Source organism: Arthrobacter zhaoguopingii, assembly GCF_009828595.1.
In the GTDB taxonomy this organism is placed as follows: Bacteria; Actinomycetota; Actinomycetes; order Actinomycetales; family Micrococcaceae; genus Arthrobacter_D; species Arthrobacter_D zhaoguopingii.
Window position 1 is genome coordinate 23,932 of record NZ_WPNY01000018.1, and the last position, 15,966, is coordinate 39,897.

A 15,966-nucleotide genomic window follows, 5' to 3' on the forward strand; every position below is an offset into this window, starting at 1 on the left:
TCCCCGGAGTTGAGTCATGTGCATGCAAATGTATGTAATTCGAGAAGGGTTTTCCGGTGTCTACACCTTCAATTGTTGTGGTTTCGGCGGGCTTGGGCGTTCCCTCATCAAGCAGGATGCTTGCCGACCAGCTGGCGGAGTCCGCTGTTGAGGCCCTTGGGGCGGCCGGCGCCACCGCCGAGGTCGAAACAATCGAGCTCCGCGAGCTCGCCCTGGATATTGCCAACCACCTCGTCACGGGTTTCGCCCCGCCGGCTCTCGCCGCGGTCCAGGAGCGGCTCGCCGCGGCCGACGCGCTGATCGTTGTCAGCCCGGTGTTCTCCGGCTCCTACAGCGGGCTGCTCAAATCGTTCTTCGACGTCCTCGACCCCAAGGCCCTCGAGGGGATGCCCGTGCTGCTGGGCGCCACGGGCGGCAGCGCACGGCATTCGCTGATGCTCGAGCACGCCCTGCGGCCGCTGTTCAGCTACCTGCGGGCCGTCGTCGTTCCCACCGCCGTCTACGCCGCACCGCAGGACTGGGGTGCCGGCAGCGGGGACGGCGCTCCGGGGCTTGAGCAAAGGTCGCGCCGGGCAGCGAAGGAGCTGGTGGCACTGATCCTCGGGTCGGTCGGCCCCCGGCCGGCCAGGGCGCCCGAGGTGTCGGCACCCTTCGAGGAGCTGCTGGCGAAGATCCAGGGCAACCGCTAGCCCCGGCCGCCCGCTGCCTCACTGCATGGTGAAGGCGCGGGCAATCCCGGAGGAGACGGCGGGCCGCGACAAGAGGTGCGCGAAGGCCGTGTTGCGGGCCGCCAGTACCGGGGGAGGCAGGGGCCGCCCGAGGGCCATGTTCAGGTGGGCCTTGCGCCGCGCCAGGCCCGCGGCCCGGCGCCGGGTCCGGTTGAACCGGGCCAGCTGCTGGCCGATCTCGGCGCCGTCGCACAGATGTGCCGTGATGAGCGGCACGAGGGCCTCGACGTCGAGCCAGCCCAAATTCATCCCCTGGCCCCCAATGGGGCTGATTTCGTGGGCGGCGTCGCCCACCAGCAGCACCCGGCCGGCGACAAGCCGCTCGGCCAGCCGGGAACGCACCTCGAAACTGCTGACCATGGTGTTCCCTGCCGGGTCCACCGCCACGCTCGTGCGCTGCCCGATGAGGCGCGAGAGCAGGTGCGGGTCGGGCTCGGCGGGCGCTCCCAGCCGCACCACCCAGCGGCGCACCCCGCCCGGCAGCGGGAAGGACTCGACGATGCCTGCGGCTTCGAGGTAAAGCACGGCGGAGTCGCCGTCGCCGGTCCCGTCAGGAAAGTCGCCCATGAGGTAGCAGTCGGGGTAGGACCTCCCCGGAGCCCGGATGCCGGCAAAGTCCCGGACGGCACTGTGCGCTCCGTCGGCGCCGACGACAAGACGCGCCTCGAAGACTTCGGCGCCGCCCGGCGTCGCGGCGTGGATCTCTACCCGGTCGTCCCGCTCCACGAGGCCGGTCACGGTGGTTCCGCGGCGCAGGGTGCCGGGAAAACGCCCGGCGAGCCGGTCTTCAAGCACCTCCTCGGTCACGGCCTGCGGGACCGCCAACACGTAGCGGTGCTCCCCTGGGAGGGCGGCGAAGGAGAGGGTCGCGACCTCCCGTCCGGCGCTGCGGGCGATTCCCTCGGTGATCCGCACCCCCCGCGCCTGAAGGGCCCCGGACACGTCCCCAGATTTCAGTGCCGCCAGGGCAGGAGGGTGGATGCCGATGGCCCGGGAGTGCCCGCTGCGCGCAGTGCGCCGTTCAACCACGACGACGTCCAGCCCGGCCTGCCGCAGCGCAAGGGCGGCGTAGAGGCCCACCGGGCCGCCGCCGACCACCACCACATCATGCATCCGGGCCGGCCCGGAAGATGAGGAGGTTCCGGAAGGGGACGGCGCTCTCCACGCTCCACCCGGGCCGGCGGTCGGCCGCCAGGACCTCCCGGAGTTCGGCCGGGGTGTAGCTGCGCCGGATCGAGGTGAGCCCGTCCCGGCGGATGTACGAACCGCGCAGGGGCAGGGTCCCCACCGAGAAGAGGCCGTAGCCGATCCTGCTGCGGGCGATGTCGCTGTGCACAGCGAGGCGCTCGGCGAGCCGGGCGCTGTCATTGAGCAGGCCCGCCAGGGCCCCGGCGTCGAGGTGGTGGAGCACGTGGTTCGAGGTGACGACGGTGAACCGTCTACCCTCGGCGACAAGCTCGGAGCTCAGCGCCCTGCGGAAGCTCAGCCCGGGAAGCCCCGGGCGTGAGGTGGCATAGGCGTGGGCGCGCCCGTCCGGGTCAATGGCCGTGACGGACAGGGCCAGCCCGTCGCGGCGGGCCCAGCGGGCCAGCGCCCGGGGAACATCCCCGCCGCCCGAACCGATATCGAGCAGCGTGTTCTCCCGGTCGGGGGAAAGCTGGGGGCGCACGAGCGTTCGGTACGTGTGCCTCCAGCCGGCCACCACCGCGTTGACGGGGCCGAACTGGGAGTAGGTGCGTTCAAGCGTGAGCGGGTCGCAGTCGGGCTTGTCCATCTCCTCGACGGCTCCGGCATCGCGCCGGAGGAGGAATCCGCCGGGGGTCATCCGATCTTGGTGAGGAGAGCCGTCTCCACGGTAAGGCCGGGCCCGAAGGCCATCGAGCAGACCCGGCCGTTGCCGCCGGAGGAGGGCTGGTCGAGGATGTTCTTCAACACGAACATCACCGTTGCGCTGCTCATATTGCCGAAGTTGCGCAGGATTTCCCGCGCCGGTGCCAGCTGGTCGGTCGTGAGTTCGAGCTTGGCCTCGACCTTGTCGAGGATGCTCCGGCCGCCCGGGTGGATCGCCCAGTGTTCAATGTCCGAGTAGGCCTTGCCCTCGAGGGAAATGTCGTGGGCCAGCAGGGGCTCGAGGGCCGAGACGATGTTCTCGTCGATGATGTGGGGCACATAGGTGCCAAGGACCATCTCGAAGCCTTCATCACCGATGTTCCATGCCATCGATTCCTCACCCACCGGCGTGAGCACCGTTTCGAAGTGGTCAAGGCTCAGGACGGGGCCGGTCAGCGGCAGCTCCCGCGCGGTGATGATGGCGGCTGCGGCACCGTCGGCGAAAAGGGAGGAGCCGACGATGGTGTCGGGGTTGTTCGAGGATCGGACGTGCAGGGAGCACAGCTCGGCGCTGACCACCAGGACCACAGCCTTGGGGTCGGCCTCGCAGAAGGCCTTGGCCGCGCGCAGGGCAGGAAACGCCGCGTAGCAGCCCATGAAGCCGAGGTGGTACCGCTGGACGGCGGGGCTGAGGTTTAGGGCCCGCACCACCTTGTAGTCGGGGCCGGGATTGAAGAACCCCGTGCAGGAGACGGTGACGACGTGGGTGACATCTGCCGCCTCGACGCCGTCCGCGGCCTCAAGGGCCCTGCGGGCGGCCTCGATGAAGAGCTTGCTTCCCTCCTCGGCGTACACCGCGTTGCGGGTCTTGGTGCTGGGGCTCAGGATCCGCATCTCCCGAGAATCGAAGAAGACCGGGTTCTCGGCGGTGCTGTCGAGCGTCAGTTCCTCGACCGCCGTGTAGCGGGTGTCGATGCCGGAGGAGTCGAAGGCGGCTCCCACCAGGCGGGTCCCGAGCCGGGTCAGGTCCGGCTGCGCCGCGAACACGTCCCGCACCTGGCTCTGCACCATGACCGTGGCGGGCACGGCTGTTTCAAGGGACCTCAGCATCACTGTCATAGTCCATTCTTAGGGGACTCACACGCAGAACACAATGACAGTAGGCTTAGTATTCCTGCCTCAGCAGGGAACGAACCGACCGGTAAGGAGTGCAGCATGTCGAACCCGAACGCGCATCCCCTCGAGCAGGATGACCCCCGCGGGCCCAAGGAGGAGGCCTCGACCGACCTTCAGGACTATCCCGGCTTCACCGAGCAGATGGACCCGCGGCCCGATCACGGCGAGGACACCTACCGCGGCACCGGAAGGCTGGCCGGGCGCCGGGCCCTGATCACCGGCGGTGACTCGGGTATCGGGCGTGCCGTCGCCATCGCCTACGCGCGGGAAGGGGCCGACGTCGCCATCGGGTACCTTCCGGAGGAGGAAGAGGACGGGCGCAGCTGCATCGAACTGATCGAGGCCGAAGGCCGGAAGGCGCTCGCCCTGCCCGGGGACCTCCGCGACGAAAACTATGCGCGGACCGCGGTGGAGCGCGTCGTCGCGGAGTTCGGTGGCCTTGACCTGCTGGTGAACAACGCCGGGTTCCACATCGCCCAGCCCGGTGGGATTGCCGACATTCCGACCGAGCAGCTGAGGCGGACCTTCGAGACGAACGTCTACGGGACGGTCTGGATGATCCAGGCGGCCCTGCCGCACCTCGGCGCGGGTGCCTCGATCATCAACACCACCTCCATCCAGGGCTACCACCCCTCGACTTCCCTGATGGACTATGCGGCGACCAAGGCGGCGCTGAACAGCCTGACCTTCAGTCTTTCGGAACTGCTGGGCGAGCAGGGCATCCGGGTGAACGCCGTCGCCCCCGGCCCCGTCTGGACGCCGCTGCAGCCTGCGACGACGACGCCGGAGAAACTTGAGACCTTCGGCGAGGACACCCCCCTGGGGCGGATGGGCCAGCCGGCGGAGCTGGCCGGGGCCTTCGTCTTCCTCGCCTCGAATGACGCCCGGTACGTCTCCGGGGAAGTGCTGGGCGTCACCGGCGGAAATCACCTCGCCTAGGGCGGGGCGGAGAAGGTGCAACCCGGCGCCCGGCTAGGCTGGAAGCACCCATCCCCACCCCCTGCCGGAGGCACATCCATGGCACCTTTCCCAGGCCGCGGCGCCTCGGTGGCCACCGCGCTGCTGGCCTTTTCCGTCGTCCTCGCGGGGTGCGCCGCGGCTCCCGGCGCACCCGCCGGGCCCGGCGGGGAAGAGCCTCCGGCCACCCGGGGAGCGCACGCATCGCCGGCCCCCACGTCCGCCGAAACGGGCGCGACGGCGATCCCCCCGCCGTCGCCCGCGGCGCCCCGGCCCAAGGAACTGCCGCGCGGGGGATCGGAGTTGTTCCCGGCCTACCGCCTCGTGGGTTACAGCGGCCACCCCTCATCGCCTGGCCTGGGACGGCTGGGGATCGGGGACCTCGACGAGCGGATCACCGAAATCGAAACCCAGGGCGCCGCTTTCGCGGCGGGGCGCAAGGTCCTGCCCGTGCTTGAGCTGATCACCGTCGTGGTGCAGGCCGAGCCTGGGCCGGACGGAACCTACCGAACCTCCACCCCGGACGAGACGATCCGGCAGTACCTCGAGGCCGCACGCCGCCACGACGGCATCCTGCTGCTGAACATTCAGCCGGGCCGCTCATCCATGACCGAGGAGGTGAAGCGCCTCGAGAAGTGGCTGAAGGAACCCGACGTCGGCCTGGCGCTGGATCCGGAGTGGGACATCACCGACCAGCAGCTCCCCGGAGCCGTGTACGGCTCCACGGCGGGGGAGGAGATCGAGGCCATCGCCACGTGGCTGAATGGGCTCGTCGCCCGCGAGGCGCTGCCGCAGAAGGCCCTGATCTTCCACCAGGTGGCCGTGGGCGTCGTCCCCAACGAAGCTGCCATCACCGAGCATCCCGGGGTCGAGGTGATCAAGAGCGCCGACGGGATCGGCAGCGCCGGCTCAAAGACCGAGGCGTACGCGCTGCTCACCGCCGGGCTGCCGGCCAGCATCCGCCCCGGCTTCAAGCTCTTCTTCGAGGAGGACGCCGCGCACGGGCCGCTGATGACCCCGGCGGAGGTCCTCGCCCTGGTCCCACAGCCGGAGTATATCCTCTACGAATAGCCCGCCTCGGGCCGCGCTCCTTCGACGCCCCCGGCAGTTCCGGCCCTCCGGCACCCAACCGGCAGGGCCCGGGCTCCGAATACGTTTCAGAGCATGGCCGCTCCTCCGGCGGGGTGGCGGAGGCCCCGACCACGGAAGAGTGCTATGACGATGAGAAAGACCCCCAGGCGGCTCGCTGGAGCCGCGCTCCTCCTGACGGTGCTCCTTTCAGGCTGCGGCGTCACCGAGGAAAACCCACTCGACGTCAACGCCGCCCGGGAGGTTCCCGCCGGCTCCGTGCAACGCGACCCGGCCGGCACGGTCAAGGGGGAGGACCCACTCAATATCGGAGTGGACGGGGCGAAACTCTGCGGAGTCCAGCCAAAGGAGAGCTTCCAGGAATACACGGTCATGCTTCACAACCCGACCCTTGAGGAGTTCACGTTCGGGGAGATCGCCCTCGGGGCTCCCGAGGGGCTGCGGATGGTCTCGGCGGAAATCACGCCGGCCAACAAGGAAGGCCACGGCCACCATGGGGCGGAGGCCGACGCGGGCCACTCCGGACACGGTGCCTCGGCAGCACCATCGACCGAGCCGGCGGAGCCGAGCACCTTCCTGGTGGACCCGGTCCCCGCCAAGGGGTACCGCTTCACACCCGACTCTCACATCAATATCGTCGTGGCGGTGGCCCTTGAGGAGGGCGTGGACAACGGCACCGCGGAAAACATCCGGGTGCGGTTCGCCTCATCCGAACGCGATTACGACGTGGCGCACAAGCTGGAGATCGAGATCGACCGCACGAGCTGCTCCTGACGCCCCGGTGGGCGGGACCGCGTGCGCGAGGTCCTACTGGGCGTCGACGTGACGCCTAGGCAGCAGTTCGGTGATCAACTGCTGTACCCTGCCCTTGATCTCGTCGCGGATCCGGCGGACCGTCGCTTCATCCCGGCCCACCGGGTCCTCCACGGGCCAATCCTCGTGCCTCAGATGCGGGAAGTTCGGCTCCTGGTCGGCATACCCCAGGGTAATGACCACATCCGAGGCCATCACCATGTCGTGGGTGAGCAGCCGGGGAACCCGGGTGGAAATGTCCACCCCCACCTCGGCCATGGCCTCAACCGCGGAGTTCTCAACCTGGTCCGCCGGGTGGGGGCCGCCCGAGTGGACCTCCACGCGGCCCTGGGCAAAACGGGTGAGGAACGCGGCAGCCATCTGGGACCGCGCCGAGTTGAACTCACAGACGAAGAGAACCGTGGGCTTGGTTCCGGTTGTCCCCGCCATGTGCTCCGCCTTTGCTCGGGCCGATCCGCTACACCGAAGTAAACCAGCAGATCGGCCGTTGGCATACCCGCCGGGCCCGCAGCGGCCCCGGCGCCCTTAGGCCAGCATGTCCCTGACCATCGGAACAACCTTCGTCCCGTACAGCTCAACATTACGCATCAGCGACTCGTGCGTCATCGGGCCGGAGCCGTACTTGAGCGTGAACCGGTCGACCTTCAACATCTTCACCGTGTCGGCGATCTTGCGCGCCACCGTCTCGGGTGAGCCGACGTACAGGGAGCCACCCTCGATCTCCGAGTCGAATTCGGCGCGGCTTGTCGGACCCCAGCCGCGCTCGGCACCGATCCGGTTCCTCATGATCTCGAAGTTGGGCCACAGCTCCTCGCGGGCCTGCTCATCGGTGTCGGCGACGTGGCCGGGGGAGTGCATCCCGACCGGCAGGAGGGGCTTGCCCAGCTGCGTCAGGGCGCGGTGGTACAGGTCGACGTAGGGCTCGAACCGCGAGGGGTGGCCGCCGATGATCGCAATCATCAGGGGCATGCCGTACTGGGCGGCGCGCACGACCGACTGCGGGCTTCCCCCGACGCCGATCCACGCCTTCAGCTCACCGGAGGCGGTGGTGGGGAAGACGCGTTGCTGCGTCAGCTCGGGGCGGGTGCGGCCGCTCCAGGTAACGGGCCTTTCCTTGCGGACCTCAGTGAACAGGTCCAGCTTGTCCTCGAACAGCTCCTCATATTTCGTGAGGTCGAATCCGAACAGCGGGAAGGACTCGGTGAAGGAGCCCCGGCCCAGGATCACTTCGGCGCGGCCGTTGGAGGCGGCGTCGAGCGTTGAGAAGCGCTGGTAGACCCTGATTGGGTCATCGGAGCTGAGGACCGTCACTGCGGAGCCCAGCTGGATGCGTTGGGTGCGGCCGGCGATGGTCGCCAGCACCATCTCCGGGGAGGAAACGGCGAAGTCGGAGCGGTGGTGCTCTCCGATGCCGAAGAAGTCGACGCCGACCTGGTCCGCGAGAACCCATTCCTCAATGACGTTTCGGATCACCTGGTGGTAGGGCACGAGGTTGCCGTCGGCATCCGACGTGACATCTCCGAACGTATCCAGTCCAAGCTCGAGTTCCTTCGCCATGAGTGCTCCTGTAATAGGCCGACGCGGCCCGGGAGGTGCCGCAGGGGGCATAACGCCGTCAGCGGCGCCACCATTCCCCGCAGCAGCCCGGGGCGCGCCCCGGCCAGGAAGGCGGAGGGGCTCAGTCGTCGAGGCGGAAACCGACCTTCATCGTCACCTGCCAGTCGGCGATCGCGCCGTCGACGAGGTGCCCGCGGACCTCCTTCACCTCGAACCAGTCGAGGTTGTGAAGTGTCGATGCCGCGCGGGCGATCCCGTTACGCACTGCTGCATCCGAGCCGTCCGGCGAGCTGCCAACGATCTCCGTTACGCGGTAAGTGTGCCCGGCCATGAGTCCTCCTCGACGATGTGGATGCGCGGCGGCGCCGCTGGATGGCCGCAACACTATTACGAGCCGGCACCGCAGTCCAGAGCCCGCGGAGGACCCGGCCAACCCAAAAACCCCCTGCCTCGACAGGAGGCAGGGGGTTCTTGAGGTTGGGCGCGATGCCCGGGCGTGGTGCTTAGGCGGGAAGCTGAAGCACGTTGCCGGTGAAGATGAGGTCTGCGTGGATGACCGTGTCAGCGTTGGCAGCGAACAGGGCCTGCCAGCCGCCGGCAACGCCGAGCTTGTCGGCGATGGAGCTGAGGGTGTCACCGGACTGGATGGTGTAGGTCTCTCCGCTGAGGGCGGGAGCCTGTACGGCGGGTGCCTGGGCAACAGGTGCCTGGGCGACGGGAGCCGGTGCGACGGCGGGTGCCTGGGCGACCGGCGCCTGGGCGACGGGAGCCGGTGCGACGACGGGGGCCTGGACCACGGGGGCCTGCTGGACCTGCAGCGGGGCGGGAGCAGGGACTGCACCGGGGCTGGCCGCGCTGTTCAGGCCAAGCTGGGAGGAGCAGGAGGGCCATGCGCCCCAGCCCTGGCCGTCGAGCACACGCTCGGCGACGGCAATCTGCTGCTCGCGGCTGGCGTCGGCTGCGGAGCCGCTTCCACCGTAGGCGGCCCAGGTGCTGGGCGAGAACTGCAGCCCGCCGGAGTAGCCGTTGCCGGTGTTGATGCCCCAGTTGCCGCCGCTCTCGCACTGTGCGAGGGCGTCCCAGTCGCTGGCGGGAGCGGCGGTGGCCGCACCGGCCGAAGCGCCGAGGCCAAGGCCGGCAAGGGCAACAGCGGCGAGGCCGCGACGTGCGTTAAGGCTAAGTGTGGAATTCTTCATGAGGATTGATGCTCCCAAAGGCCACCAGTACTCGTTCCGTCCCCGGACGTCTCAGTACCGCTGCTCACCTTGACGATATAGAGGTCATGGTTAGGTAACCGCCGGACGAGCAGCATGTGGTGATGGCGGCACCGGGCATATGCAGCTGCTCAAACGTCGGCAGCGAGTCTCATTCCCCAGGGCGGGGAACCTCCACCACGGTAGGCCATAAATTGATCGTTGCCAAACTGAGATGCAACGGTGATTGACATTTGAAAGACTGTGCAAACTAACGCTGGCGTTCAGTCAAAATGTCTGTCACACTACCGCCCAGTAACTCCGTTCCGGGGAGGAAAAGGGCCCTATTTGTTGCCAACAGGAGGGCGCGGTGGAGCGTCGAACCCGCTGGAGGCGGCGAAAAGTGCGTCCGGGGTGAGGTTCATCACTGCGGCCCCCGGAGGGTGCTGAGTGATGCTGTAGAACGGAGTCATGGAATCGCCACCCCAGGCCCTCACCTGCCACGTCCCGCTTCGGTGGGGCGACATGGACGCCTATGGCCATATCAACAACGTCCAGGTGCTTCGAATCCTCGAAGAAGCCCGCATTGCCGCCTTCGGGCCGCCCGCGGGCACGGGGCTGCCGGGCAGGGCGCCGCAGATCGAACTGTTCTCCTCACTCGAACCCGGCGTCCAGGCCCTCGTCGTGGAGCACCGCGTCCGCTACACCGCCCCGCTTGACTACCGGAATATCCCCGCCGTCATCGACGTCTGGGTCAGTGGGCTCACTCCTGCCAGCCTCACACTTTCCTACCTGATCCGCGACCCGGAGAGCCGGGCCGTATGCGCCAAGGCCGAGACTGTCCTCGCGTTCCTGCTCGTCGAGAAGGGGCAGCTCGTGCGACTCGACGCCGAGCACCGGCGCCTCCTTGAGCCCCACCGCGCCGCACCGGTCTTCACCTGAGGCCGCAGCCGACGGGTGGGCAAACGCCTTGCCGCCCGCAGCCCAAAATTCCTTGACGGTCCATCGGCCGCAGAAGCATGATGATTTCGCCCGAAGCGAACAGCCTGCCCGGATGGAGGGGCGGTGTCTCGCGACTGGCAGTTCGATTCATCGAGCCATCAGTTAACGAGTCCGCGTGTTTCCCTTCCACCCGTAAAGGACAGCAGAATGAAACGCTTCTTCAGGAGATTGGCCCTCCTGCTGGTGACCACCCTTTCGCTCACCATCGCCGGTGCCCTTCCGGCACCGGCAATCACCGGCGGCGAACCCGACGGCGACGACCATCCCAATGTGGGCCTGATCGTTTTCTACGGAGCGGACGGTGGGCGGTACCGCTGCTCGGCCACCCTCATTTCGCCGACCGTTCTGTTGACGGCAGCTCACTGCACCGAGGGAACCGCAGGCGTCACGCTCGTCACCTTCGACCCGGTCATCGCCGAAGCGCCGCCATCACCGCTGCCTGCCGCGGCCGTCCCAAGCGCCGGCTACACCCCCGGAGAGCTTGAGGCGGCCGGCTACCTCTGGGGCAAAGCATCCACGCACCCCGAATACTCGGGCTTCACCGACCTGGCCAACTGGAACGACGTGGGAGTCGTCGTGCTCGAGAAGCCGGTCACCGGCGTCACCCCCGCAACGCTCGCTCCACTGAACTACCTCGACCGGTTCGGGCAGCCCCGCCTCAACTCGACGATCTTCGAACTTGTCGGCTACGGCACCGAGGTGCGCAAGCCCGAGAGCGGACCACAGAAGCCACAGCCAATGAGCTACCCGCTGATCCGCCGCAACACAACCTCACCCGGCCAGAAGCTCACGCCGCAGATCCTCCAGCTTCAGGGCAACCCCAACGACAACCGGGGCGGTGGGGGGACCTGCTTTGGGGACTCCGGCGGCCCCGTCTTCCGCGACGGCTACCTGGTTGCGGTGACCAGCTATGGCTACACGGCAAACTGCCGCTACCTCGGCGGCTACCAGCGCGTCGACATCCCCATGGCGCAGGACTGGTTGGATCTCTACCTGTAAGGGACGGGCCGGAAAACAACACGGCCCCTCCCGCTGGCCGAAAGCCGGTGGGAGGGGCCGTTGCCGTGCCCGGAGCGCCGGGGTCTGGCTAAGGGCTGTTGGTGGCAGCCGTTCCGGCCGGCGCAGCGCCGGCCGGAACGGGAGACGCCAGGGCCATCGCGTGAGCGAAAGCCCGGTGCCGCGGATCAGGCCGCGATGTACCCGTTGGGGTTGAGCACGTACTTCGTGGCAGCGCCGGCGTCGAACTCCTGGTAGCCCTGGGGGGCCTCATCCAGCCCGATCGGCTTGGCGTTGACCGCCTTGGCGATCTGGACCTTGTCGTGCAGGATCGCCATCATGAGCCGCCGGTTGTACTTCATCACCGGGCACTGCCCGGTGGTGAAGGCCAGCGACTTGGCCCACCCGGTGCCGAGGCTGAGCGAGAGCGAGCCGACCTTGGCCGCCTCGTCGATGCCGCCCGGGTCCCCTGTGACATAGAGCCCCGGAATGCCGAGTGCGCCGCCGGCGGCGGTGATCTGCATCAGCGAGTTCAGTACCGTCGCCGGTGCCTCACCGGCGTCCTTCGAGCCATGGGCTCGAGCCTCGAAGCCCACCGCGTCGACGCCGCAGTCGACCTCGGGCACACCGAGCAGCTGCTCGATCTGGTCCCGGGGATCGCCCTTGGAGACATCGACGGTCTCCACGCCGAAGCTGCGGGCCTGCGCCAGCCGGTCCTCATTGAGGTCGCCGACAATCACGACGGCGGCACCGAGCAGTTGCGCGCTCGCCGCCGCGGCAAGCCCGACCGGCCCCGCCCCCGCGATGTACACGGTCGAACCGACAGTTACCCCCGCGGTCACCGCACCGTGGAACCCCGTGGGGAAGATATCCGACAGCATGGTGAGGTCGAGGATCTTCTCCAGGGCCTGGTCGCGGTCCGGGAACTTCAGCAGGTTCCAGTCCGCGTAGGGCACCAGCACGTACTCCGCCTGGCCGCCGACCCAACCACCCATGTCGACATACCCATAGGCGCTGCCGGGGCGGTCCGGGTTCACGTTCAGGCAGATGCCGGTCTTGCCCTCCTTGCAGTTCCGACACCGCCCACAGGCGATGTTGAAGGGCACCGAGACAATGTCTCCCTGCTTGATGAATTCGACGTCCCGGCCCACCTCGACAACCTCGCCGGTGATCTCATGGCCGAGGACCAGGTCCACCGGTGCGGTGGTGCGGCCCCGGACCATGTGCTGGTCCGAGCCACAGATATTCGTCGCCACCGTCTTGAGGATGACGCCGTGGTGAACCGCCCTGCCGACATTGGCTGGGTTGACCCCGGGCCCGTCCTTCAGCTCAAAGGTGGGGTATTCGGTATCGATCACTTCGACCTTGCCGGGCCCTTTGTAAGCGACAGCCCTGTTCGTGGTCATGGTTTTCCCTTTCCCTTGACAGTTGGCCCGATCATCGATGACCGGGTCATTCCCGCTGGAACCTGCCTCTCAGCCTGTCCAATCCGTCGTTGGCCGGGGGGCTGGCCCGGCATCAAACTAACGGGGTGAAGGTTGCATCAGCGTTGCAGAAAAGGGCACAGTAAGGCCCATGACTTCGACCGCTATGATTACCGGCGCGACCGCCGGCCTGGGTGCCGAGTTCGCCCGTTCGCTGGCCGCCCGCGGCTCCAATCTCGTGCTCGTCGCCCGCGACGCCGAACGCCTCGAAGATGCCGCCCGCCGCCTGCGGCGGGCGCATGGCGTGACCGTGGAGGTCCTGCCGGCCGACCTGCTCGAAGACGGCGGGCTGGACCGGGTGACGGCGAGGCTCACGGGGGACGCGATGCCCATCACCACGCTCATCAACAATGCCGGGTACGGTCTGCGGCAGGCGTTCGCCGAAAACTCCTTCGAGGAGGAGCGGCGTCATCTCCGGATCCATGTCGAGGTTCCGTTGGCCCTGACCCATGCGGTGCTCGGCGGTATGCGGCAGCGGGGCAGCGGGCACATCATCAACGTGGCGAGCGTCGCCGGCTTCGTTCCGCGGGGCACCTACGGAGCGGCGAAGGCTGCGATGATCAGCTTCAGCCGGTGGGCCAACCTCGCCTACGGCAGGGAGGGCATCACCGTGACGGCTTTATGCCCGGGCTTCGTCCATACCGAGTTCCACGACCGGATGGGCCTCGACAAGTCAACCGTTCCGGCCTGGATGTGGCTCAATGCCGAGCAGGTCATCGCCGAGGGACTCCGCGATGCCGCGGCCGGCAAGGCCGTCTCGATACCCAGCGTGAAGTATAAGGTGCTCGCCGGCATCGCCCGCGCAATGCCGTCACGCCTGGTGGCGGGTCTCGCCAGCCGGGGTCGCTGAGAAAGGCACCGGCTCCGCAGCCAGGGCCGCTGAGGCCAGAGCCCGCCCGCGCTCCGCTGCGCCCCGCGCGGGGGGCTCAGCCTTCGCTGTCCCACGTATCGACGTCGGCGTCCGCCGCGTCTTCAGGATGGCGGTCCGGACCGGGGTCCCCGGATCCGGGACCGCCGGTGAAGCTAGCGGGCACCATGCCCCCGGCGGAGTTCCCCTGCTGCTCCCGGATGTTGGCTCCGGGGCCGCCGGCGGTGCCGGTTCCGGCCTCCGGCTCAAGGACGTTCTCCCGCCGATCGCCGGCCGGCTCCCGGGTGCCGTTGGAATCCGTCATGGGTGTCCTCCTCCTGTTGAATGCTCCGGCCGCTGCTGGGCCGTCGTCCTCCGGCCAGCCTACGCGGGCTCCGGCGGGCTGGGTTCGCCCCCGCCGGGCGGAGAGCCCGGCGGGGCTTCGAGGAATGCCCTCAGCTGTTCCTCCAGGGCCGAAGGGGATTCCTTGAGCCGACACTCCCAGGCAATGAAGACCTGCCAGCCCTGGGCGCGCAGCGCCTCCTGCTGGCGCTGATCACGCAGGCGGGTGCGCTCCCGCTTGTCGGCCCAGAACTCGGAGTTGGTTGACGGGGCGCGCTGGCCGGCACGGCAGGAGTGGGAATGCCAGAAACAGCCATTGACAAAAACCACTTTGCGGCGCCCTGCGAAGACCAGATCCGGGCGTCCGGGAAGCGGGCCTCCCGCGGTGGCTCCATGGAGGCGGTACCGGTACCCGGCGCGGTGAAGCAGGCGGCGCACCACAAGTTCGGGCTGGGTGTTCTTTCCCCGGATCCGGGACATATTGCGGCTGCGCTGTTCGCGGCTGACGGTGTCGGCCATCCTCCGATCGTAGGGTGCCGCTCCCCGATGAGCCAAGGGGCCCTAAGTGTGCTTATTATTGAACACCGCTAGGTGGAAAATAGGCCCCTTACAAGGAGGTAAGAACATGGCTGGCTACTTCAAACTGGTCGACGCTCACGACGGTGGATTCCGGGTAAAACTCACGGCCCCCGACGGCTCCCTCGTCGCCGTTTCAACTTTCTTCGCCACCAAGCAGGAAGCGATTTCCGGAATCGAACTGATCCGTGAGATCGCTGGAACCGGGCCCATCGTGGATCACAGCCGCGGCGAGGAGCTCGTCCAGGAGGACTTCCTGCGAAGTGCAACCGCCGAACTGGCCGCCGACGTCGGCGAGATCCGCCGCGCCTGACCCCTCATGTCTTACCTCCGGCGAGCTTCCGAAACCCCCCGCGAGCTCTCCGGCCGAGAACTAGTGCCTTATCCCGGTCCCCTTTCGCGGCCTCCCGCGCAGAAACCTCCGACGTGCTGCGCCCGGTCCTGGCGGCCGCCGGTGGCAGCCGGATCCCGCCCGCGGTCCTTGACGGCGCGCTGGTGTGTACGAATGTATACATTCCCTCGGTTCGAAAGCTAGACTGGGCCGCATACTAACTTTTCACGCAATGCAATAAGGAGCGATGGTCATGACTGCCGCGGATTCATTTGGTTCAAAGGGCGTTCTCGATGTCGCCGGTACGTCGTATGAGATTTTCCGGTTGGGGGCGGTGGAGGGTGCGGAGAAGCTGCCGTTCAGCCTGAAGGTGCTGTTGGAGAATCTGCTGCGGACCGAGGACGGGGCCAATATCACCGCCGATCATGTGCGGGCCCTGGCCGGGTGGAATCCTGAGGCGGAGCCGGATACGGAGATTCAGTTCACTCCGGCGAGGGTGATCATGCAGGACTTCACCGGGGTGCCGTGCGTGGTGGACCTGGCCACGATGCGTGAGGCGGTGGCCGAGCTTGGCGGGGATCCGAAGAAGGTGAATCCGTTGGCGCCGGCGGAGATGGTGATTGATCATTCGGTGCAGATCGATGTGTTCGGCAATGCCGGGGCGCTGGAGCGCAACATGGAGATCGAGTATCAGCGCAATGGGGAGCGGTATCAGTTCCTGCGCTGGGGCCAGACCGCGTTTGATGATTTCAAGGTGGTGCCCCCGGGGATGGGCATTGTGCACCAGGTGAACCTTGAGTACCTGGCCCGCACGGTGATGACCCGGGAGGTGACCGGGGCGGACGGGGCGACGGTGCTGCGGGCGTATCCGGATACCTGTGTGGGCACCGATTCGCACACCACCATGGTCAACGGGCTGGGCGTTTTGGGTTGGGGGGTCGGCGGGATCGAGGCGGAGGCGGCGATGCTGGGCCAGCCGGTGTCGATGCTGATCCCGCGGGTGGTCGGCTTCAGGCTCTCGGGGTCGATTCCGGCCGGGGCCACG

The 15,966-nt window shown here is 67.9% G+C and carries 19 protein-coding genes; 9 read left to right on the forward strand and 10 right to left on the reverse strand.

Annotated elements, in window-relative coordinates:
• Positions 1-56: 56 nt before the first annotated feature.
• Positions 57-689 carry an FMN reductase gene (locus GVV86_RS17105; protein WP_133402821.1) on the forward strand — a complete coding sequence of 211 codons (633 nt, stop codon included), beginning with the start codon at positions 57-59 and terminating at the stop codon, positions 687-689.
• Between the two features lie 18 nt (positions 690-707).
• On the opposite strand, the gene GVV86_RS17110 is transcribed toward GVV86_RS17105, so the two are convergent.
• From GVV86_RS17110 to GVV86_RS17120, 3 genes are read right to left on the reverse strand one after another with little or no spacing between them, the layout of a single operon-like run.
• Positions 708-1,841 carry an FAD-dependent oxidoreductase gene (locus GVV86_RS17110; RefSeq protein ID WP_159620365.1) on the reverse strand — a complete coding sequence of 378 codons (1,134 nt, stop codon included), beginning with the start codon at positions 1,839-1,841 and terminating at the stop codon, positions 708-710.
• Positions 1,834-2,553 carry a class I SAM-dependent methyltransferase gene (locus tag GVV86_RS17115; RefSeq protein ID WP_159620367.1) on the reverse strand — a complete coding sequence of 240 codons (720 nt, stop codon included), beginning with the start codon at positions 2,551-2,553 and terminating at the stop codon, positions 1,834-1,836. Before GVV86_RS17115 ends, GVV86_RS17110 begins: the two co-directional genes overlap by 8 nt.
• On the reverse strand, positions 2,550-3,677 hold the full coding sequence (locus GVV86_RS17120; protein WP_159620369.1) for a type III polyketide synthase: 1,128 nt from the start codon (positions 3,675-3,677) through the stop codon (positions 2,550-2,552). Before GVV86_RS17120 ends, GVV86_RS17115 begins: the two co-directional genes overlap by 4 nt.
• Before the next feature lie 96 nt (positions 3,678-3,773).
• Between GVV86_RS17120 and GVV86_RS17125 the strand changes: the two genes are divergently transcribed.
• The 3 genes from GVV86_RS17125 to GVV86_RS17135 all read left to right on the forward strand — a co-directional run bounded on the left by GVV86_RS17125 (position 3,774) and on the right by GVV86_RS17135 (position 6,554).
• Positions 3,774-4,673, forward strand: coding sequence for an SDR family oxidoreductase (locus GVV86_RS17125; protein WP_159620371.1), 900 nt, complete (start codon positions 3,774-3,776; stop codon positions 4,671-4,673).
• A 78-nt stretch (positions 4,674-4,751) separates the two neighbouring features.
• Positions 4,752-5,762, forward strand: a complete 1,011-nt coding sequence (locus tag GVV86_RS17130) for a hypothetical protein (RefSeq protein WP_159803493.1) — start codon at positions 4,752-4,754, stop codon at positions 5,760-5,762.
• Positions 5,763-5,912: 150 nt separating this feature from the next.
• Complete coding sequence (locus tag GVV86_RS17135; RefSeq protein ID WP_159803494.1) at positions 5,913-6,554, forward strand: hypothetical protein; 642 nt, start codon at positions 5,913-5,915, stop codon at positions 6,552-6,554.
• A gap of 33 nt (positions 6,555-6,587) precedes the next feature.
• Here GVV86_RS17135 and GVV86_RS17140 read toward each other — a convergent pair whose 3' ends face one another.
• The 4 genes from GVV86_RS17140 to GVV86_RS17155 all read right to left on the reverse strand — a co-directional run bounded on the left by GVV86_RS17140 (position 6,588) and on the right by GVV86_RS17155 (position 9,346).
• A complete protein-coding gene (locus GVV86_RS17140; RefSeq protein ID WP_159803495.1) occupies positions 6,588-7,022 on the reverse strand; it encodes an arsenate-mycothiol transferase ArsC in 435 nt (144 codons plus the stop codon).
• A 96-nt stretch (positions 7,023-7,118) separates the two neighbouring features.
• Positions 7,119-8,150, reverse strand: coding sequence for an LLM class flavin-dependent oxidoreductase (locus GVV86_RS17145; protein ID WP_159803496.1), 1,032 nt, complete (start codon positions 8,148-8,150; stop codon positions 7,119-7,121).
• 121 nt (positions 8,151-8,271) lie between these two features.
• Entirely contained in the window at positions 8,272-8,481 is a 210-nt protein-coding gene (locus GVV86_RS17150) for a dodecin (RefSeq protein ID WP_133402829.1), read from the reverse strand.
• Positions 8,482-8,653: 172 nt separating this feature from the next.
• Entirely contained in the window at positions 8,654-9,346 is a 693-nt protein-coding gene (locus GVV86_RS17155; protein ID WP_159620381.1) for a transglycosylase family protein, read from the reverse strand.
• Positions 9,347-9,814: 468 nt separating this feature from the next.
• Here GVV86_RS17155 and GVV86_RS17160 point away from each other — a divergent pair, with 468 nt between their 5' ends.
• A complete protein-coding gene (locus GVV86_RS17160) occupies positions 9,815-10,285 on the forward strand; it encodes an acyl-CoA thioesterase (protein WP_159620383.1) in 471 nt (156 codons plus the stop codon).
• Between the two features lie 207 nt (positions 10,286-10,492).
• Positions 10,493-11,344 carry a S1 family peptidase gene (locus tag GVV86_RS17165; protein ID WP_159620385.1) on the forward strand — a complete coding sequence of 284 codons (852 nt, stop codon included), beginning with the start codon at positions 10,493-10,495 and terminating at the stop codon, positions 11,342-11,344.
• A 185-nt stretch (positions 11,345-11,529) separates the two neighbouring features.
• Here the strand turns inward: GVV86_RS17165 and fdhA are convergent, their stop codons facing one another.
• Positions 11,530-12,747 (reverse strand): formaldehyde dehydrogenase, glutathione-independent, encoded by a 1,218-nt coding sequence (gene fdhA, locus GVV86_RS17170; RefSeq protein ID WP_159620387.1) that lies wholly within the window; start codon positions 12,745-12,747, stop codon positions 11,530-11,532.
• A gap of 169 nt (positions 12,748-12,916) precedes the next feature.
• On the opposite strand from fdhA, the gene GVV86_RS17175 reads away from it, so the two are divergent.
• Positions 12,917-13,675, forward strand: a complete 759-nt coding sequence (locus tag GVV86_RS17175) for an SDR family NAD(P)-dependent oxidoreductase (protein ID WP_159620389.1) — start codon at positions 12,917-12,919, stop codon at positions 13,673-13,675.
• Positions 13,676-13,751: 76 nt separating this feature from the next.
• Here the strand turns inward: GVV86_RS17175 and GVV86_RS17180 are convergent, their stop codons facing one another.
• Together GVV86_RS17180 and GVV86_RS17185 are read right to left on the reverse strand one after the other, a co-directional pair.
• Positions 13,752-13,997: a hypothetical protein gene (locus GVV86_RS17180; protein ID WP_159620391.1), complete on the reverse strand. Its 246-nt coding sequence runs from the start codon at positions 13,995-13,997 to the stop codon at positions 13,752-13,754.
• 59 nt (positions 13,998-14,056) lie between these two features.
• Complete coding sequence (locus GVV86_RS17185) at positions 14,057-14,533, reverse strand: very short patch repair endonuclease (protein WP_159620393.1); 477 nt, start codon at positions 14,531-14,533, stop codon at positions 14,057-14,059.
• 106 nt (positions 14,534-14,639) lie between these two features.
• Here GVV86_RS17185 and GVV86_RS17190 point away from each other — a divergent pair, with 106 nt between their 5' ends.
• Entirely contained in the window at positions 14,640-14,903 is a 264-nt protein-coding gene (locus tag GVV86_RS17190; protein WP_159620395.1) for a YegP family protein, read from the forward strand.
• A gap of 271 nt (positions 14,904-15,174) precedes the next feature.
• On the forward strand, positions 15,175-15,966 hold a 792-nt coding region (locus tag GVV86_RS17195; RefSeq protein ID WP_281406970.1), incomplete at its 3' end, for an aconitase family protein.